The following is a 20,406-nucleotide window of genomic DNA, read 5'->3' as shown; positions in this document are numbered from 1 at the left end:
CCAAATCGACCCCCACGCGGCGCCCGCAACATCAAGCGCCCCGAAACCCAAGGCAAAGAAATCGGTCGCCCTGTCTGGTGTGATAGCCGGCAATACGGCGCTTTGCACCGTAGGACGCAGCGGCAACGATCTGCACTACCGCGGCTACGACATCCTGGATATTGCCGAGGCCTGCGAGTTTGAAGAAGTCGCTCATTTGCTGATTCACGGCCACCTGCCCAACGCCATAGAGCTCCAAGCATACAAAGAGAAGTTACGTCGCCTGCGTGGCCTGCCCTTGCAGGTGCAACAGGTGCTCGAGTGCCTGCCGGCCGCAAGCCATCCGATGGATGTCATGCGCACCTACGTATCGACCATGGGCTGCGTACTGCCAGAGAAAGACGATCACAATACTCCGGACGCACGAGATATCGCCGACCGGCTCATGGCAGGCCTGGGCTCGGCCTTGTTGTACTGGTATCACTACAGCCACAATGGCCAGATGATCGACGTGTTAAGCGACGACGACAACATCGGCGAACACTTCTTGCATTTATTGCACGGTGAAAAACCCGACGCCGACTGGGTGCGCGCCATGCACACCTCTTTGATCCTTTACGCCGAGCACGAGTTTAATGCGTCGACCTTTACGTGCCGCGTCATTGCCGGCACCGGGTCGGATATGTATTCGGCCATCGCCGGCGGTATCGGTGCGCTGCGTGGCCCCAAGCATGGCGGCGCCAACGAAGTCGCCTTCGAGGTTCAAAAGCGCTACCAAACCCCCGACGAAGCCGAAGCCGACATCCGCCGACGTGTCGAAAACAAAGAGGTCATCATCGGGTTTGGGCATCCGGTTTACACTATTTCAGATCCTCGTAATCAGGTTATCAAGCGCGTTGCCAAAGAGCTGTCCGAACAATCCGGCAACACACGTATGTTCGAAATCGCCGAGCGACTTGAAAGCACGATGTGGGACGCCAAGAAGATGTTTCCCAACCTGGACTGGTTCTCGGCAGTGTCTTACCACATGATGGGTGTGCCCACGGCTATGTTCACCCCCTTGTTCGTCATTGCCCGTACTGCCGGATGGGCCGCCCACATCATCGAGCAACGCGTCGACAACAAAATCATCCGTCCCACCGCCAACTACATTGGCCCGGAAGACCGCAAGTTCGTACCAATCAACGAGCGTTAAGCACCCTCCGCACATGCCCGCCCATGCTGGCGGGCCCACACCCAGTGGATAAAGTTCGAAATGAATACTGCCTATCGTAAACCCCTGCCGGGCAGCGACCTGGCCTACTTCGACACCCGCGCCGCGGTCGATGAGATCCAGCCGGGCGCCTACGACACCCTGCCCTACACGTCGCGAGTGCACGCTGAAAACCTTGTGCGTCGCTGCGATTCCGCGATTCTGACCGAATCGCTTGTTCAGCTTATCGAACGCCGACGCGATCGTGATTTTCCGTGGTATCCGGCCCGCGTCGTCTGCCATGACATCCTGGGGCAAACCGCTTTGGTCGACCTGGCCGGCCTGCGGGACGCCATCGCTGCCAAGGGGGGTGATCCGGCACTTGTAAACCCCGTCGTACCCACCCAGTTGATCGTCGACCACTCGCTCGCCGTAGAACACGCCGGCTTTGAAAAGGATGCGTTTGAAAAAAACCGTGCCATCGAAGACCGCCGCAACGACGACCGCTTTCATTTCATCAACTGGACCAAGCGGGCATTTCGAAATGTCGACATAGTGCCGCCCGGCAACGGCATCATGCACCAGATCAACCTCGAGCGCATGTCGCCCGTTGTGCATGCCCTCGACGGCGTGGCGTTTCCCGACACCCTGGTTGGTACCGACAGTCATACTCCCCATGTCGATGCATTGGGTGTCATTGCTATTGGCGTTGGTGGCCTCGAAGCCGAAAGCGTCATGCTGGGGCGCGCCTCGTGGATGCGCCTGCCCGAGATCGTAGGGGTCGAACTTACCGGCAAGCTGGCATCCGGCATGACGGCGACCGACCTGGTCCTGGCCCTGACCGAGTTCCTACGTAATGCCAAGGTGGTGTCCAGCTATCTTGAGTTTTTCGGAGATGGTGTGGCAGGCCTGACTCTCGGAGACCGCGCCACCATTTCCAATATGACGCCCGAATACGGCGCCACGGCGGCGATGTTCTATATCGATGAACAAACCATTGATTATCTCCGACTCACCGGGCGCGACGAGCAGCAAGTACAGTTGGTGGAAACCTACGCCAAGCAGACGGGTTTATGGGCCGATAGTCTGGCCGGCGTGCAATACGAGCGTGTGCTGCGTTTTGATTTGTCGACCGTCGTACGCAACATCGCCGGGCCGTCCAATCCACACCGTCGGGTCGCCACCTCTGAACTGGCTCAACACGGCATTGCCGGCAAGGTCGAGAATGAAGCAGGATTGATGCCCGATGGCGCAGTAATAATCGCCGCCATAACCAGTTGCACCAACACAAGTAACCCGCGCAACGTGATCGCCGCCGGCTTAATAGCGCGTAACGCCAACGCGCGCGGCCTGGCTCGAAAACCCTGGGTCAAGACATCTCTGGCACCGGGCTCAAAAGCCGTACAGCTGTATCTTGAAGAAGCCGGCCTGCTGCCCGAGCTGGAAAAGCTTGGGTTTGGTATTGTGGGCTTCGCCTGCACCACGTGTAACGGCATGAGCGGCGCTTTGGATCCGCGTATCCAGAAAGAAATCCTGGAACGTGACCTTTACAGTACGGCAGTGCTTTCGGGTAACCGCAACTTCGACGGTCGCATCCATCCTTTTGCCAAACAAGCCTTTCTGGCGTCTCCGGCGCTGGTCGTTGCTTACGCCATTGCCGGCACCATTCGGTTCGACATCGAAAAAGACATTCTGGGCCATGACGCCGAGGGGCGCCCGGTGACCCTCAAAGACATCTGGCCCAGCGATGAAGAGATCGACGCCCTGGTCGCTTCAAGCGTCAAGCCCGAACAGTTCCGGCAAGTATACGAACCCATGTTTGCCGCCCGCGTGGTGTCTGCCGAAAAAGTGTCGCCGCTTTACGACTGGCGCCCGCAAAGCACCTATATACGCCGCCCGCCTTATTGGGAGGGTGCGCTGGCCGCCGAACGTACGCTGCGCGGGATGCGCCCGCTGGCGATATTGGGGGACAACATCACCACCGATCATCTGTCTCCGTCCAATGCCATTTTGCCCGATAGCGCCGCTGGGGAATACTTGGCAAAAATGGGTCTGCCTGAAGAAGATTTCAACTCCTATGCCACGCACCGTGGCGATCACCTGACAGCTCAGCGTGCCACCTTCGCCAACCCCAAACTCATCAACGAAATGGCCGTCGTTGACGGCACGGTAAAGCAAGGCTCGCTGGCCCGACTCGAGCCCGAAGGCAAAGTAATGCGCATGTGGGAGGTGATCGAAACCTATATGCAGCGGGCACAGCCGCTAATCATTGTGGCCGGTGCCGACTACGGCCAAGGCTCGTCGCGCGACTGGGCGGCCAAAGGCGTGCGCCTTGCCGGTGTAGAGGCCATTGTGGCTGAAGGGTTCGAGCGCATACATCGTACGAATTTAGTTGGCATGGGTGTGCTGCCGCTGCAATTCCTGCCAGGCAACACCCGCCACACTCTGGCCCTGGACGGCACCGAAACCTATGATGTTGTTGGACAGCCCGCTCCTGACGTAACGCTTACCCTGGTAGTTCATCGCCGCAACGGCGAACGTCTTGAAGTGGGGGTAAAGTGCCGTCTGGACACCGAAGAGGAAACATTCATCTACGAAGCGGGCGGCGTACTGCAGCGTTTCGCCCAAGACTTTCTCCAAACCCGTGTCGTGTCATAGAGGGAAAACCAAAATGCTGACGGCTGCCATCGCCATAGGCAACTGAACGCAAAAAGCAAAACCTGTCTAACGGAAACAATGGGCGATGTCCCCAATCGATTCATGGGGCCTGAGAGGGTGGCAGAGTAAGCGTGACCCTTGTTCCCGCCGGCAAGGCTTCGATTTGCAGCGTGCCTTTCAGGAAGGCGGCGCGGCGGCCCATATTGTGCAGGCCGGCGCCGCCGTTTGATTTGGGCGCATAAGGGGTGCCATCGTTCTCGACGATGATGAGCGCCTCGCCCCGCGGGCCGGTTTCGCCGCGCACCGCGATACGCGTGGCGGGGCCATGGCGCAGAGCATTGGTCACGGCTTCCTGCACGATGCGCAATGTGTTGAGCGCGTATTCGGGCGTGACCCCGGAAATTTCCGGCAGACGTGCCATCGACCATTCCAGCGGCACGCCCTGGCGCTTGAGGCGGGGTTCGAGCCGTTCCCGCAGGCCCGACAGCGCGGCCATGAGCTCGCGGTCGCCGATGTCCAGCGAATGAATCACCAGGCGCAGATCGTCGAGCGCTTCGCGGGCGGTGCGTTCGATATCGGTGGCGCGGTCGCGCTCGGCCATGGCGATGATGGAGGCCAAATGGCCGCTCAGGCCATCGTGCAGGTCTTGCGTCAACCGATGGCGCTCTTCGGCGCGCACGCGCTGCGCGGCCTCGCCCCGTTCTTCTTCATACAAGCGATGCAGCTCGTCCTCGCGCTCGGCCAGCTTCCGCTTGAGATGAACGTTGGCGCCATCGAGGCGGATCAGGCTCAGGCCCAGGCGGCGCATAAGAATCACCGCGATCGCCAGAAGCAGCAACTGCCGGTAGTAGAGCGAAAGAAAGACGGGGCCGTCCAGGAAACCGGCGACAACCGCCCCATCATGCAGAACGGCCAGGGAGAAGAGCCCCAGGGGCAGCAGAAGCAACCAGGCTTCCCATACCTTCTTCACCAGTGCGCCCCAGGCCGAAATGGCAACCGTGATCAGGGGCGACACCACCATGATGGGCGTCACCACGCCCATCATGATCGCCATGGGCGTGACCAGGCCCGCACCCATGGCAAGCAGACACGCGCCCGGCACCACCGCCACGCACGCGCGCAGCCAGGCCGGCGCCACGGTGCCGTTTATCTTCAAAGCGATCACGTGCAGGATGAAGACGCCCGACATGCTAATGGTGAAAGCATAAGGCAGCCAGTCGAGCACATCGGGCACAATGTCGGCCAGCAGGCCCACATACGACGCCGTGGACACCGCCAGCAGCAGGAACAGCCAACCGTACAGCGACTCTGCCGGCCGATAGACCCAGACCATAAAGGTCGCGACCAGCAGCAACAGCTGGCACGCCAGCACCATCATGCGCGTGTGTTCCAGCACCAACACCCTGAGGCGGTGGTAAGGGGCAAGCTGCTGCGCCGTACCGATATACAGGGCCGACAGGTAGCCGCGCGCAATACCCAGCGCCCGCAGCCGGATATCGATCGTGTGGCGACCCGCCGCAAGGCGGCCGCCCGACAGCGGCACCAGCGTGGACGCGCCCAGCATGACGCCCGGCACCAGGGAATACGCCCCGGTATCCAGGACCGTCTCGCCATCGAGCGCGACCATCGCCCGATAGCTGAACATGGGGATGAAAAGGTACAGCGGCTGCGTCGACGCCTGGGGCAGATCGAACGTCAGATGATAACGACCCTCGATCTGGCGGCTCTGCGCATGGGGCAGGCCAATCGCTTCGGGCGCGTGCCTGGGCTCCATGTACCGCGCCTGGTCGATGACCAGCGCTTTCGGCGGCATGGGCAGCGCCAGCCACAGCGGCGTGCTGGCGGCCACCAGAATCAACACCGCCAGCATTCCTCCCAGCCAGCGCCGGATCACAACCATATCAGGCCCAGGCGCGAGGCTTCGAACACGGCTTCAGAACGGTTGCCCACCTGCAGCTTGCGATAGATGCTCTTGATGTGCACCGGCACGGTCTGGCGCGACACGCCGAGGTGCTCCGCCACTTCGGCGTAGGTCAGGCCCTTGGCGATACCCCACAGGATTTCGGTCTCGCGCGGGGTAAGCGCGGCGGCCTCGCGGTTCGCCGTTTCAGTTGGCTTTCCCCGCGCACCCAGACGCCGCACGATGACGCGCGCGATAGAGGACGAAATCGGTGAACGCCCGGCGCGCAATTCTTCGATGGCTTCGATCAGATCGGCGGAATCGATGTCCTTGAGCAGATAGCCTGTGGCCCCGGCCTCGATGGCCGCAATCACGATTTCATTGTCGGCCAGGGCGGAAACCACCATGGCCTCGGCTTGCGGGTTGGTGGCACGCAGGCGACGGATAGCCTGAATGCCATGGCCGTCGGGCAGGCGCAGGTCGGTAATCAGGAGGTCGATGGGTGCGTTCTGCAACACCCCCATCGCGGCCTGCAGCGTGCCGCAGGCCGCCACCAGACACCCCCCCTGCCACCCCGACAGGATCGACTCGAAACGCTGGCGCAGGGGTTGGTCGTCTTCGAGCAGCAGCGTGCGACACAACCCCGCCCCACCGCCCTGGACGGTGTCGATACCTGCACGCTCGCTCATGGAACCCATCACCCCTACCCTTTTCGTGGTATGGGCCGGCAACCCGCCGGCCTTTAATCTATTGTCACTAGTTATTTCAGATGTCACCGGTTTAAAGTTTGTCATGGTTCGGACGGCTTGGGAAGCATTCCGGTTCCGTCACCACGAAATGGAGCACAGACTAATGACTGCAAGACATCTTCGACCCCGGTTCGTACTGGTCTTTGCCGCCGCCGCGATGCTGGCCGCCTGCTCATCGGGCAGCGACTCATCCGCGCCGGTCGCCTCGGCCAAGCCCAACATTCTATTCATCGTGCTCGACGACCTGGGCGTCGATCAGTTGACGTCCTACGGCTATGGTGGCGCCATGCCGCCCCGAACGCCGACGCTGGACGCCATTGCCAACGCCGGCGTCCGGTTCCGCCACGCCTGGTCCATGCCCAGCTGCACACCCACGCGGGCCACCTTCTTCAGCGGGCGCTACCCTTCGCAGACCAACGTGCTGAACGCCGTGGTGTCCAGCGATCTGGCCAATTCGTCGCCCAACCCCTTCGAGACCACGCTGCCCGAGCTGCTCAAGACCCAGGGTTACACCAACGCGCTGATCGGCAAGATGCACCTCACGGGCACAGACCTGAACGGCGGGGTCAACCTGCCCTACGGCTATGACACCATGTGGAAGCTGGGCTGGGATCATTTCGAGGGCTTCCTGGACGGCGCCCCCTACAACATCGACACCCGCGCCGGCCTGACCACCAAGGGCGTCGACGTCGACAGCGGCCCCTACAAATGTGGCTTCATCCCCACGACCCGCATCGATGCCGCCCATGGCGCCGACGCCGGCGCATGCTACATGGCTGACGGGGCCTGCACGCAAATCGCCATCGGCGGCGAGGTCGTCACGCCGGGCCGCAGCTGCATGGAGCGCGGCGGCATCCTCGACCCCGGCCAATCCTGCCAGGCCCGCATCCCCAGCTACATCGATTTTACGGCCCAGAACGGCTACTACACCGGCCGCTGGGTCACGAGCACCGCGAACGGCAATGGCTACGTGACCCCGGCATCCGATCCCTCCTCACGGGGATACCGCAGCATCCAGGAAACGGACCGCGCCATCGCCTGGGCCACCCAGCAGCCCAGCGACCAGCCGTGGATGCTGACGGTGGGCTACTCCAGCATCCATACCCCGCTGCAACTGCCGCCCGTATCGCTCATCGCCGAAGACACGCCCGGGCGCAACGACAATCTAGTGTGCTCAACCCTGGCTGATTCGGAAAACACCCCGGTGCTGACGCCGCTCACCGACCTGATCGACAACCACCTGATCACCAACCTGATGATCGAGGCCCTGGACAAGAAGATCGGCGACCTGCTGGTGGGCCTGAACCTGGCCAGCCACAACGAAGACGGCACGCTGAACTATCGCCCCGAAGACACCAATACCCTGGTCGTTGTCATCGGCGACAACGGCACCTACGTGAACAGCGTGAAATTCACCGCTCCGGGCAAGTTCGACCCGATGCGCGCGAAGGCGTCGCCTTATCAGACCGGCGTGTGGGTGCCATTGCTGGCGGCCGGCCCGATGGTCACCGCGCCGGGGCGCGAAGTGCCCCACATGGTGGGCGCGGTCGACCTGTACCAGTTGTTTGCCGAGCTCGCGCAAGCCGACGTGGCATCCGCCGCCACGCCCAACCGGCCGCTGGATGCCCAGCCCATGCTGGCCTACCTGACCAACACCGAGCAGGCGTCCATCCGCAGCACCAATTTCACTGAAATGGGCACGAACCTTCGCTCGGACGCGGCGGCCGCAAACGAATCGCCCTGCGTCATCCCTGCAGCCAACAACGTCTGCACGACCCTGTTCCCAGAAAAGGGTGTGTGCCAGGCCCAGGGCGGCATCTGGTATGGCGACAACCAGTCGATCGAAACCGCCGGCATCCCCGCAGCTGGGTATCGCAACTGCTGCCAGGCGCAAGCGTACCGCCTGAACTTGGGCCAACCTACCACCTTCCTGCCCTCGGCCACCAAAGCGGTCACTGACGGCACCTACAAGCTGGTGCGCGAGAACCGCTACCAGTGCGAACCCGACATGGGCACCGCCGACCCGAGCGCCTACCGCTACAGTACGACCCGGTTCAACATCATCGACGGTCTCTACCAGATCGACACCGCCACCCCCAACCCCTTGCTCGACAGAGACGGCAGCACACTGGTGCCGGTCGCAGCGCCGCCGCTGAACACCTCGTCGCTGCCCATCCAGCAGCAGCAGGCGTATGCCAGCCTCAAAGCGGAAATGGACCGCCATGACGCGGTCGCCCTGTACAACCTGAACTACGACAGCGTCAATTGCCCGGGCGACGGCAACCGGGACGGCGTGGTGGATCAGAAGGATATGGACAACTGGCGGGAACTGAGCCAGCTGAACGGCGGCCAGTCGAGCTGGTACGATTTCAACCACGACGGCAAGACCGACCAGGCCGACCAGCAGATCATCCAGAACAACCTGGGCCGTGCCTGCGGCAGGTGAAATAAAGCAAGTCGCCGGCAGCCCCATCCGTCGACAGCAACGCTGTCGACGGATGGGGGTTTGCCGAGCCGCTCCACCCCCAGACATTGAGATCTCGGTTGGGGCCGATCGTGCGTATGGCTTCAGAAACTTTGAGAATTATCGCGTGCGGGTCTTGGCCCGGTGCGGTTTGAACGGTGTAATTAACCGTGTCTGATGAGTGCCCTTCCCCCGTTTTGAACTGACCCCCAAGAGTTGGACACCAATCCAACCTGCGGGCTATTTTTTATGGCGCAATATGACGAGGAATTTAAGCCGACAATCGTTGAGGAGTACTTGAAGGGAGCCTCAGGTTACAAGATTCTATCGGCCAAGTTCGGGGTGAACCGCATGACGATCAAGGGCTGGGTTAACTTTTATTGTCACCATGGCGATGCGGGTTTGCGCAAGAGGCCCAGCCATTACAGTGCCCGATTTAAACTTTCGGTGTTAAATCAGATGTGGCTGCAGGGGTTGTCTTTCAATCAGGTGGCTGCTGTTTGATTTGCGTGGGGGAGCCAGAATGGTTTCGGGCTGGGCGCGCCGGTATTATGAGGGCGGTTTAGATGCATTAGAGCCAAAGCCCCGAGGACGCCCGAAGAAGATGAAAAACCCCGAAAACCCGTTACCTGCTCCTGTGCAGCCACAGGATGCCCGTACGCTGGAAAATTTGTGCAAAGAGAATGAATATCTGCGCGCGGAGGTAGCGTACCTAAAAAAAGTTGGATGAGGCAGCAGCATACACTGGCGACATTGCTCAAGATCGCCAAGCTGTCGCGCAGCACGGCAATGGGGAAGAGCCCACAGGCAGCTGAACGCAAAAAGCAAAAAGCCGCGCCTCTGGGGCACGGCTTTTTGCCGAATTCTGGTAGGCAGTACTGGATTCGAACCAGCGACCTCTACGATGTCAACGTAGCGCTCTAACCAACTGAGCTAACCGCCTGCAAAGAACGAAACTATAGCTCATTTTTTCGTTTTTGCAAAGCGGTCACCACTTTTTTGTTTTACACGCAAAATCGTTCGGTGGGCGGTACCGTTACTTCAGACCCTGAAGCGCGTCCTGAAACTGATATTGCCTTGACGAATCGACGGGCTTGCGCCAGCATCCGGGGCATTCTTTGAAAGCACTTTCCCCATGCATCTGTTTACCCGATTACGAGCAAATTATTTGAACGCCCTTCCTGCATTCGGGGCGCACGCCTGCGCAGCGGCGCTGGCGCTTCTGGCGGGATGCGCGGGAACCACCAGCCAGGAACCGGAACATCCGTCTGCCACGAATGAAAGTTCCGGCTACACACTGACCGTACTGCATATCAACGACCACCATTCTCATCTTGATGAGTCGTCCTTGCCTCTGATGATGGCCACCGGCCCCACAAAGCGCGAGCCCATACTCGTTCCGGCAGGCGGTTTTGCGCGAGTCGCATCAGCGATGCACGAACTGGCAAGCAGGGCCCCCGCTCGCACCATCAAGATCCATGCCGGCGACGCCATAACCGGTGATCTGTATTACCCGTTGACCGACGGCCAGGCCGACGCCGACCTGATGAACATGGTGTGCTTTGACACTTTTACACTGGGCAATCATGAGTTCGATCACGGCGATGCGGCACTGAAGCGCTTTATCGATCGCCTGCACGACGGCGAATGTAAAACCCAAGTATTGAGTGCCAATGTGCGTTTCGGCCCGGAGTCGGCACTGAACCCCACCCAAGCGCCGGACTACGTCCAGCCCTGGGTCGTGCTTGAGCGCGACAGCCGACGCATCGGTTTGATCGGGCTCACCGTGGCCGCCAAAACTCAGAATGCGTCACGCCCCGATCCCGGCACCACCTTTCTGGAAGAAGCTGCCAGCGCGCAGGCCGCCATCGACGAACTCGAGCGCCTTGGCGTCGACATCATCGTTCTTCAGTCCCACTACGGCTACAAGGCCGACCTGACCCTGGCAAAGCAATTGCGAGGCGTCGACGCAATTATTGGCGGCGATTCCCACACCTTGCTGGGACCAGACAGCATGAAGAACCACGGCCTTGCCCCCAAAGGGCCTTACCCTACCCATACCACCGACCGGAACGGCAAGCCGGTGTGCGTGGCCCAGGCTGGCCACTATGGCTATGTTGTCGGAGAACTGATTCTGCAATTCGACATCACCGGCCACCTGCTGTCCTGCCAGGGCACCCCCCACGCACTGATCGGCACCGACTTTAAGCCGGCTCGCCGCGACCGCGCGCCCCTTTCCAACGCTGATGTAAGCGCCATCATGGGCGAAATCGCCCGCTCAGGCTTTTTGCGCGTCACCGATCCTGATGCTCGAGCCGTGGCTGCGCTGGCCCCCCACCAAGCCCGCAAGCTCGCGTTCGGCTCAAGCGTGGTAACCCATGCCCCGCACACCTTATGTACCCGTCGTGTTCCCGGCACCAATGCAATCCAGGGCGGCCCTGGTCGCGGCGAGAACTGCGCTGCCGACGCACGGTTATCCCGACATGGCGGCGATACGCAACAATTGGTTGCCCAGGCCTATTTGCATCAAGCGCGTACTTATTTCGAGGCCGACCTGGCGCTGATCAACGCCGGCGGCGTGCGCACAGACATACCCGCAGGGCCTGTCACGGTCAAAGATATCTACAACCTGCTGCCCTTCAACAACCAGCTTGTGCAATTGAAGGTGAGCGGAACGATGCTGGAAGCAGCGCTTGAAAGCGCCGTGGACGCCGCGTTTGCGCCCAAGCCAAGCAGTGGAGCTTTTCCGTATGCCGCAGGCATGCGGTGGCGGGTGGACGCCCGGCAACCCAAAGGCTCAAGGCTAAGCCATATCGAAGTACAACAGCCGGACGGCACCTACGAGCCACTGGACCGGACAAAAATATACAACGTGGCCACCATCGACTTCATCGCCGACGGCAAGGATCATTACCTGCCATTCATGAAGCTGAAAGAACACGAACGCGTCGATGCAGGGCTGGACGCCACGCAACTGTTCCTGGACTACGCCATCGACCTGGCGAAACAGAAGCGAGGCCTGACACGCCCGGCTACAGACGAATACAGCACCCAGGCCTTTGTCTCAGCCACTGATCCCTGACACTCGGGCTGCCTCAGGAAAACGACGCGCCGTACACCGCCCTCATGAAGGCGTCGATCTTTTCAGCAGACTTGATACCGCCGGCATCTTCGACCCCGCTGGACACATCAAGCGCGTAAGGGCGTACCGTTTGTACAGCGTCGGCAACATTCGCCGGGTTCAGCCCGCCGGCCAGCACCAACGGGCGGCTGTCGTGGGCCTGGCACACCTTTTCCAACAGGCCCACATCGAACGTCAGGCCGCTACCGCCGTAACCGGCGCTATAGCTGTCGAACAGCCAGGCGGCAGCCTGTGGGTAACGCCGGCACGCCTCCAATATGCTTTGCCGGTTCTCGAGCCCCGGGCCGCCCACCCGAAAAGCCTTCATGTAGCGATGGCCGAAGCCTGCGCAATACTCGGGGGGTTCGTCACCATGAAACTGCAGGACATCGGGCTGCACTTGGTCCAGCACCTGCCGAACATGATCGGGTTCGGCATTGACGAACAAGGCTGCCACGCTGACAAAGGCAGGAACCGCCTGGCGCAGTTGCCGTGCCTGCTGCACGGACACCAATCGCGAGCTTTTGGGGTAAAAGACCAGCCCGATCGCATCTGCACCCGCCTGACAGGCCGATTCAACGTCCTGTACTCGGGTAATGCCGCAAATCTTGACTCGGGTACGTAGCATGTAAAGAACCTTCAATAAACAGATGCCATGACGGCAACTTGATAGTCTAACGCGGGGGGTAACCGGTGACGGGAAGCAAATGGCCGGCAAGCAGGTCGTCCAGCCTGCTCTCGGGCAAACCGAACCGGGCGGGGTACTCTACGCCGGCCAGATACAGGCCCGCCGGTGAAAACGTGGGTGCGGAAAGACACCGGTCACGCTGTAAAAGCAACTCGTCCAGCCACCAGGGGTCTTGACGCCCCTGGCCCACGTAAAGCAAGGCGCCCATCAGGTTGCGCACCATGTGGTGCAGGAATGCATTGGCCTTGAAGGTGAAGACAAAATAGTCACCCTGCTGATCGATATTCAGTGTGTGCAGTGTGCGCACCGGGCTGGCTGCCTGACACTGCGACGACCTGAATGCGCTGAAATCGTGTTCGCCCACCAGGCGGATCGCGGCCTGCTGCATGGGTTCGAGCTGCAGCGGCCGAAACACCCACCCCACGCGCCCATGTACCAGAGGCGAGCGTACTCTGGCCTGCCGCACAATATAAACGTAGGTGCGCGACACAGCCGAAAAGCGCGCATGGAAATCGCCGCTGACAACCTGAGCCCACTGCACGGCAACGCTGCTGGGCAACAAGGCATTCAGCCCCCGTACCCAAGACTCGGGAGCACGCTGGGCCGCCGCATCGACATGCACGATTTGTTCGAGGGCGTGAACCCCTGTATCGGTACGGCCTGCACAAATCGTAGCGGTGGGTTGGGCCAGAAACCGGCCCAAGGCCGCTTCAAGAGTGTCTTGGACTGTCTGACCAGCGGGCTGTGTCTGCCACCCTTGCCACGGCTGGCCGTCGTAGGTCAGCCCCAACGCCACGCGAGGCATGGCGGCTTAGCTGGCGCGTGAAGACGGCCGCTGGTCGGTGGGCGGCGTGTCGAAATCAAGATCGATTTTCTCGAGCCGCTCTTGCACCATGGCCTCGGTGACGCCACCTTGGCTGTCTTCGCTACGCGAAGCACTGGCGCGACGCAACAGCCAGGCAATAATAAGGACGAACAGCGCTAATATGCCGGTGATGACACCCAGCAGATTTTCTTGAAGCCACGACACGGGTTGTTCTGCCTTGCTTGAGGAAGAGGTGGAATCGGTTTGACCAGATTCGACCTGGCCAGGGTTTGTTTCGCCGACGGTGCCTTGCTGAGCCGTGACGCCTGAACGTGTGGCGTCGCTTGTACCGGCCGTGTCGACACCATTAGACGTCGCGGACGCTGAAGCACCGTTGGGTGCTGCAGCTTGTGTTGACGGGCCACCTACCTGATCTGACTGCACGGACACGCCTTTGGCGGCGTTGTTGGTGTCCGGGACCGTGGTGCGCCCGATTGCCGCCGCAGACGAAGCGCCTGCAGAAGCCGAAGCGCTACTGGATACGGGATTATCGGATGAAGTAATGCTGTCGGCCGCTTCGGAGAGTGTCTGGCCAACTGTGGCAGCGCCCTCGAGCACGGCGTCTTTGGCTGCCTCGCCTTGCATCTGCAGCGCTTGATTCAAGCTTTGGACATTGCGCTCGAGCTGCGAGATACGGCCCTTGGATTCGTCAATGTTTTGCTGAGTGGCGTCTTTCTGGTCGCGTGCGGCGTCGCTTGCCTGGCCGCTGGACAGCACGACCTGATCACCCGCCGCCGCAGCGGGCTCAACCAACGCCGAACCCGCGCTGCTCGATACCGTGCCCTGCTGCGCCGAGCCGCCCTGCACCGGCGCACTGCGTCGGGCGGCGATGCCTTCGCGATAGGCTGCAAACGCCTGGGCGTGCTGCTGGAAGATGCGCCGGGCCTCGCGGTCGGACACCGCAAGCAAGGCTGCAGTGTCGGGTATGGCCAGTGTGGCCCCGGCCTTGACCAGATTGATATTACCTTCGATAAAGGCCTGGGGATTGGCCTTTTGAAGTGCGATCATCATCTGATAGACGCTGACCCCCTCAACCGCATTGGCCCGCGCCAAGGCAAATAACGTGTCGCCCCTGCGTACCGAAATGCTTCGTTGTGCAGGGGCACTGCCCAACGCGACGCCGGCAGACGATGCCGTGCCGACACTACCACCGCCCAACTGAGAAGAAGCACCGGGATGCGCAGCCTGAGCCAGTAAACTGACCTGATGTTGCCGGCTACCGGCGGCTGTATCGACCTGAAGCAGAAGATCGGCCACAGGGCCATTGAACGGCTGGTTGGAGCGCACTTGCACCACACGGGCATCGTCGGAAAAGCCTGGCTCGATGGTAAACCGCAAGCTTGAGAGCTCGACCGGAGGAACCAACCCGGCCTGTTGCCAGGCCGCTGCCGGCGCTGCACCTACGCGCAATGATTGCAGGTCGGCATTGCTGAGCTGACGGATGGGAACGTTAATGCTTAAAGGCTGACCCGCTGCGGAAAGCAGGCGGGAGTGCCCGATACTTGCTGCGTCGGCCAGAGGCGAAACCGACAACATTGCCGCCAAGGCGAGCGCCAGGGGTGTAGCCCGAATCGCCAATAAATTGGCTGCGCAACAAGTATTCGACATTTTTATAGTTCGCCCAAGGTAATGCGCAACATGCGGCGCAACGGTTCTGCCGCGCCCCACAACAGCTGATCGCCGACCGTGAACGCGCTAAGGTATTCGGGGCCCATGGACATCTTGCGCAAGCGTCCCACAGGGATGTCCAAAGTACCCGTAACCGCAACCGGCGTCAATTGCTGCATGGTGGCTTCACGTTCGTTGGGCACTACTTTTGCCCATTTTGAGCCTTCACGCAGCAGATCGTTGATTTCGTCGAGCGGTACGTCGCGCTTGAGCTTGATGGTAAGCGCCTGGCTGTGGCAACGCATGGCGCCGATGCGCACGCATAAGCCGTCGATGGGCGTGGGCGCCGTGCCAAAAGCCTTGCCTCGGCCCAGAATCTTGTTGGTCTCGGCTTCAGCCTTCCATTCTTCACGCGAGACGCCGTTTTCGAGATCTTTGTCGATCCAGGGAATAAGGCTGCCGGCCAACGGCACACCAAAGTGGTCGCGCGGCAAATCGGCCGCCTGTTGCTTGGCCAGCACGCCACGATCGATCTCTAAAATGGCGGAAGCCGGATCGTCGAGCAAGGGCCTGACGGCATCATTAAGCAAACCGAACTGTGTGAGGAGCTCGCGCATGTGCTGCGCACCGCCGCCGGACGCAGCCTGGTAGGTCATGCTGGTCATCCACTCGACCAGGTCGTTGTTGAACAAGCCGGCCAGGCCCATGAGCATGCAGCTGACCGTGCAATTGCCGCCGACGAAGTTCTTGACGCCGCGTTTGAGCGCCGCGTCGATAACAGCTCGATTGACAGGGTCAAGCACAATGACGGCGTCGTCGGCCATGCGTAGCGTACTGGCGGCGTCGATCCAGATACCGTTCCAGCCCGCTTCGCGCAGCTTGGGATAAACCGCGCTGGTGTAGTCGCCGCCCTGCGCCGTAACAATAATAGGCAGCTTCTTCAGGGTGTCGATATTGTAGGCGTCTTGCAACGGGCCGGCGCCTTCGGCCCAGGCCGGAGCCTTGCCGCCGGCGTTGCTGGTGGAAAAGAAGACGGGTTCGAAAAGGGAAAAATCGTTTTCGTCGCGCATACGCTGCATGAGGACCGAGCCCACCATGCCGCGCCACCCGACCAAACCTACTGCCTGGGTCATAGAGATCACTTAAATAAAATACGGTTACGGTTTATTTTAACGCCTTCAATACTGCGTCGCCCATTTCAGAGGTGGAAACCTGCGTCAAACCCTTTTCGTAGATGTCGGCGGTGCGCAGCCCCTGCTCAAGCACTTGCTGCACAGCCGCCTCGATGCGGTCTGCCTGCTCGGCGTTGCCCAGCGAATAGCGAAGCAACATGGCAGCGGACAAAATGGTGGCCAGCGGATTGGCCAGGCTCTTGCCAGCGATGTCGGGCGCCGAGCCATGGCTGGGCTCGTAAAGCCCCTGGCCGGCCGCATTCAGCGAGGCCGAGGGCAGCATGCCGATCGAACCGGTAAGCATAGAGGCTTCGTCCGACAAGATGTCGCCGAACAGGTTGCCGGTAACAATGACGTCGAACTCTTTCGGAGCCCGCACCAATTGCATGGCGGCGTTGTCGATATACATGTGGGTCAGCGCCACATCGGGGTACTCGCGCCCCACCTCGATCATGACATCGCGCCAGAACTGAGACGTTTCAAGCACGTTTGCCTTGTCGACGCTGCAGAGCTTCTTGCTGCGCTTTTGCGCCGCCTGGAACGCTACGTGACCGATGCGCCGCACTTCGGACTCGGCGTAATGCATGGTGTCAAAGCCCTGCCGCTCGCCCTTGAAGGGCCCTTCGGTGATCTCGCGCACGCCGCGCGGCTGGCCGAAGTAGATGTCGCCGGTCAGCTCGCGCACGATCAGGATATCCAGTCCCGATACGATTTCGGGCTTCAGCGAAGAAGCATTGGCCAACTGAGGGTACAAAATAGCCGGACGCAAGTTGGCAAACAGGCCAAGCGCCTTACGCAGGCCAAGTATTGCCTGCTCCGGACGCAGATGACGCTCGAGCGTGTCGTACTTCCAGTCACCGACCGCGCCGAACAGAATTGCATCGGCGCTTTTGGCCAGCTCAAGTACCTGGGGCGGCAAGGGATGGCCGAAGGCGTCGTAGGCGGCACCGCCCACTGGCATGGTCTGCAGATCAAGGTCCAGCCCGAGGGCGGTCAGGACGCGCACCGCCTGCTCGGTGATTTCGGAACCAATACCGTCGCCCGGAAGTACAGCTATTTTGTGTGTCATGAGTATGGAATCGCCAATTTTCTAGTGTAAGGGTTCAAGCCTGGGAACCGCCTGCGAGCCAGGGATGACGCGCAATTCGTGCCGCTTCGAAGGCTCGGATTTTATCCGTCTTTTGCAAGGTGGTTGCAATTTCGTCCAGGCCGTTGAGCAGGCTGTGCTTGCGAAACGGCTCAACCTCGAAGTGGATTTCGCGACCGTCGGGCGCAACCACCACCTGACGAGGCAAGTCGATGTCGAGCGTGTAGCCTTCGTTGACGTAAAGTTCATTGAACAGGCGCTCGACTTCGTCTTCGGGCAGCACAATAGGCAGCAAGCCGTTTTTGAAGCTGTTGTTGAAGAAGATGTCGGCGTACGAAGGGGCAATGATCGCGCGAAAACCGTATTGATCCAGCGCCCAAGGAGCGTGCTCGCGACTTGAACCACAGCCGAAATTCTTGCGCGTGAGCAAGATCGACGCGCCCTGGTAGCGGGCGTGATTCAAGGAAAACCTGGGGTTGAGCGGACGCTTTGAGTTATCCATGCCGGGCTCGCCGTGATCAAGATAACGCAACTCGTCAAACAGGTTCGGGCCGAAACCCGTGCGTTTGATTGATTTCAAGAACTGCTTGGGAATGATCAGGTCGGTGTCGACGTTCTCGCGGTCAAGCGGCGCCACGAGGCCTTTATGAGTAGTAAATGCTTGCATGAGGCTTCCTATCGAAAGTTACGAACGTCGACAAAATGACCGGCTACCGCGGCGGCTGCCGCCATGGCCGGACTGACCAGATGGGTGCGTCCGCCCTGCCCCTGGCGCCCTTCGAAGTTGCGGTTCGAGGTAGATGCGCAACGCTCGCCCGGCTCCAGGCGGTCGGCGTTCATGGCCAGGCACATGGAGCAGCCCGGTTCCCGCCATTCGAAGCCCGCCTCTAAAAAGACCTTATCAAGGCCTTCTTGCTCGGCCTGCTGCTTGACCAGGCCAGAACCAGGAACGATCATGGCCTGTTTGACCGAGTCGGCTACCTTTTTGCCGCGCACAACCTGGGCTGCGGCGCGCAGGTCTTCGATACGCGAGTTGGTGCACGAACCAATGAACACCTTGTCGATCTTGATATCGGTGATGGCGGTATTGGCTTCAAGCCCCATATATTGCAAGGCGCGCTCCATGCCGCTGCGGCGCACATCGTCTTGTTCGCTGCTGGGATCGGGTACGCGTGCCTCAATCGACAACACCATTTCAGGCGATGTGCCCCAGCTTACCTGTGGCGTAATATCGGCGGCGTCAAGTTCGACCACACGATCAAAATGGGCGCCTTCATCGGTATGCAGGGTCTTCCAGTACTGGACGGCCTGGTTCCAGAGTTCGCCGCTGGGCGCATAAGGACGGCCCTTGAAGTACTCGATGGTTTTATCGTCGACCGCCACCAGGCCCGACCGCGCGCCGGCTTCAATCGCCATATTGCAGACTGTCATGCGGCCTTCGACCGAAAGCTCGCGCACTGCCGAGCCACCGAATTCAATCGCATAACCTGTGCCGCCCGCAGTGCCGATCTGGCCAATGACGAATAAGACAAGGTCCTTGGCCGTGCAGCCAAAAGGCAGGCTGCCATTGACGTTGACCAGCATGTTCTTGCTTTTTTTCATCAGCAGGGTTTGCGTGGCCAACACGTGCTCGACCTCGGAGGTGCCGATGCCAAACGCCAATGCGCCGACCGCACCATGGGTGCTGGTATGCGAGTCGCCGCAGACGACGGTCATGCCGGGCAAGGTTGCGCCCTGCTCGGGGCCAATGACGTGCACAATGCCTTGGCGAATATCGTTCATGCGGAACTCGGTAATGCCGAAGGTCTCGCAGTTTTCATCCAGGGTGTCTACCTGCAGGCGCGAAATAGGGTCGGTAATGCCTTTGCTGCGTGCCGTCGTGGGTACGTTATGATCGGCTACCGCGAGGTTGGCACTGACCCGCCACGGTTGGCGCCCCGCCAGGGTCAGCCCTTCGAAAGCCTGCGGGCTGGTCACTTCGTGAAGCAAGTGGCGATCGATATACAAAAGACAGGTGCCGTCGGGTGCCTGATCGACGACGTGGGCATCCCACAATTTGTCGTAAAGGGTCTGGGCCATAAGGGTGCTCTTTCAGAAAATGGTTGACTGAAGGTGTTGTTCTTATTATGGCAGCATCCCAAGCTAGTACAAGAAGAGTAAATATACTAGTACTACTATTGATACCCTGGTCGCTTTCGGCCCTGCCGCCACACGATAAATAGAACCAATATTGCCAGAACGACGCTAACCGAAAACACAACAAGGCCGGGTTCCCACAAAGGGAAACCGGCCAGGTGCCAAGACAGAGGCGATCAAACCGAGCCTGGTTCAGCCCGCCGCAGCCACGTCGTTGTCGTAGATTTTCACGTACTCGAAGTCGCCCGGCTTGCTGTTGATGCCCACGCGCGGAGGCGCAATCCAGCTTGCGTATTTGCCAGGCTCGTACACCGGCTTCATTAGCGAATTGATGAAATCGTGATCGGCCTCATTGCACAGCCATTCGTCTCGACGGGCCTCGAACTCTTCAGCGGAAATCAAGTCGCCTTCGGGCGTGATGCTATGCCCCGCGAATTCGCCGATCTTGCGGTTGAAGCCCTTATGAGGCTGCTTGAAGCGGAAGTCAACGCCCGCATTGGCAATGACCTTGTTCCACCGGTCAATACCACCCTGGCAATCCTTGATGTAGTCATCCAGGAGCCGGCTGTTGATGGCACTTAACGCCGGAACTTCTTCGGTAATGATCTCGCCGTCGCGCACCGTCATGACGGGATACAGGTCGTTGCTCAACACGTGGTCGTCGTCGATCTTGTTTTCTTCGTAGCGGCCTTTTAGACCCGCACTGTACAGTTCGGCACCGTTACTTGAAATTTCCGAACCGAACAGGTCACGGGTAACCGACATATGGAAATTGGCCTTGCGTTGC

At 60.3% G+C, this 20,406-nt stretch carries 14 protein-coding genes, 1 tRNA gene and 1 pseudogene; 5 read left to right on the top strand and 11 right to left on the bottom strand.

Going from position 1 to position 20,406, the window contains the following annotated elements; all coding sequences use genetic code 11:
- On the top strand, positions 1-1,174 hold a 1,174-nt coding region (gene prpC / locus VL003_RS10455), incomplete at its 5' end, for a bifunctional 2-methylcitrate synthase/citrate synthase (RefSeq protein WP_414708289.1).
- 60 nt (positions 1,175-1,234) lie between these two features.
- Positions 1,235-3,829 (top strand): Fe/S-dependent 2-methylisocitrate dehydratase AcnD, encoded by a 2,595-nt coding sequence (acnD, locus tag VL003_RS10450; protein ID WP_325442200.1) that lies wholly within the window; start codon positions 1,235-1,237, stop codon positions 3,827-3,829.
- A 100-nt stretch (positions 3,830-3,929) separates the two neighbouring features.
- Here acnD and VL003_RS10445 read toward each other — a convergent pair whose 3' ends face one another.
- Both VL003_RS10445 and VL003_RS10440 read right to left on the bottom strand, forming a co-directional pair.
- On the bottom strand, positions 3,930-5,729 hold the full coding sequence (locus VL003_RS10445) for a sensor histidine kinase (protein ID WP_325442198.1): 1,800 nt from the start codon (positions 5,727-5,729) through the stop codon (positions 3,930-3,932).
- A complete protein-coding gene (locus tag VL003_RS10440; RefSeq protein WP_325442196.1) occupies positions 5,720-6,418 on the bottom strand; it encodes a response regulator transcription factor in 699 nt (232 codons plus the stop codon). Before VL003_RS10440 ends, VL003_RS10445 begins: the two co-directional genes overlap by 10 nt.
- A gap of 163 nt (positions 6,419-6,581) precedes the next feature.
- Here VL003_RS10440 and VL003_RS10435 point away from each other — a divergent pair, with 163 nt between their 5' ends.
- Together VL003_RS10435 and VL003_RS10430 are read left to right on the top strand one after the other, a co-directional pair.
- Entirely contained in the window at positions 6,582-8,924 is a 2,343-nt protein-coding gene (locus VL003_RS10435) for a sulfatase-like hydrolase/transferase (RefSeq protein WP_325442194.1), read from the top strand.
- 234 nt (positions 8,925-9,158) lie between these two features.
- Entirely contained in the window at positions 9,159-9,446 is a 288-nt protein-coding gene (locus tag VL003_RS10430) for a helix-turn-helix domain-containing protein (protein ID WP_325442192.1), read from the top strand.
- Positions 9,447-9,808: 362 nt separating this feature from the next.
- Here VL003_RS10430 and VL003_RS10425 read toward each other — a convergent pair.
- Positions 9,809-9,885: transfer RNA gene (locus VL003_RS10425), tRNA-Val, on the bottom strand.
- 192 nt (positions 9,886-10,077) lie between these two features.
- On the opposite strand from VL003_RS10425, the gene VL003_RS10420 reads away from it, so the two are divergent.
- Positions 10,078-12,024 (top strand): bifunctional metallophosphatase/5'-nucleotidase, encoded by a 1,947-nt coding sequence (locus tag VL003_RS10420; protein ID WP_325442190.1) that lies wholly within the window; start codon positions 10,078-10,080, stop codon positions 12,022-12,024.
- Positions 12,025-12,037: 13 nt separating this feature from the next.
- Here VL003_RS10420 and VL003_RS10415 read toward each other — a convergent pair whose 3' ends face one another.
- From VL003_RS10415 to VL003_RS10380, 8 genes and pseudogenes are all read right to left on the bottom strand, one after another.
- Positions 12,038-12,691 (bottom strand): phosphoribosylanthranilate isomerase, encoded by a 654-nt coding sequence (locus tag VL003_RS10415; protein ID WP_325442188.1) that lies wholly within the window; start codon positions 12,689-12,691, stop codon positions 12,038-12,040.
- Between the two features lie 46 nt (positions 12,692-12,737).
- Positions 12,738-13,556 (bottom strand): tRNA pseudouridine(38-40) synthase TruA, encoded by an 819-nt coding sequence (gene truA / locus VL003_RS10410; protein WP_325442186.1) that lies wholly within the window; start codon positions 13,554-13,556, stop codon positions 12,738-12,740.
- A gap of 6 nt (positions 13,557-13,562) precedes the next feature.
- Positions 13,563-15,224, bottom strand: coding sequence for a type IV pilus assembly protein FimV (locus VL003_RS10405; protein WP_325442184.1), 1,662 nt, complete (start codon positions 15,222-15,224; stop codon positions 13,563-13,565).
- Between the two features lie 2 nt (positions 15,225-15,226).
- Positions 15,227-16,357, bottom strand: a complete 1,131-nt coding sequence (gene asd, locus VL003_RS10400; RefSeq protein ID WP_325442182.1) for an aspartate-semialdehyde dehydrogenase — start codon at positions 16,355-16,357, stop codon at positions 15,227-15,229.
- 31 nt (positions 16,358-16,388) lie between these two features.
- Positions 16,389-17,465 (bottom strand): 3-isopropylmalate dehydrogenase, encoded by a 1,077-nt coding sequence (gene leuB / locus VL003_RS10395; RefSeq protein WP_325442180.1) that lies wholly within the window; start codon positions 17,463-17,465, stop codon positions 16,389-16,391.
- A 34-nt stretch (positions 17,466-17,499) separates the two neighbouring features.
- A complete protein-coding gene (gene leuD / locus VL003_RS10390) occupies positions 17,500-18,150 on the bottom strand; it encodes a 3-isopropylmalate dehydratase small subunit (RefSeq protein ID WP_325442178.1) in 651 nt (216 codons plus the stop codon).
- Positions 18,151-18,158: 8 nt separating this feature from the next.
- Positions 18,159-19,562: a 3-isopropylmalate dehydratase large subunit gene (gene leuC, locus VL003_RS10385; RefSeq protein WP_325442176.1), complete on the bottom strand. Its 1,404-nt coding sequence runs from the start codon at positions 19,560-19,562 to the stop codon at positions 18,159-18,161.
- Positions 19,563-19,811: 249 nt separating this feature from the next.
- A pseudogene (locus VL003_RS10380) lies at positions 19,812-20,406 on the bottom strand (benzoyl-CoA 2,3-epoxidase subunit BoxB); the annotation flags it as partial.

The organism is Pusillimonas sp. (assembly GCF_035515275.1).
In the GTDB taxonomy this organism is placed as follows: Bacteria; Pseudomonadota; Gammaproteobacteria; order Burkholderiales; family Burkholderiaceae_B; genus Pusillimonas.
Note: the sequence above shows the minus strand (reverse complement) of the source record. Positions and strands in the feature narration are given on the sequence as shown.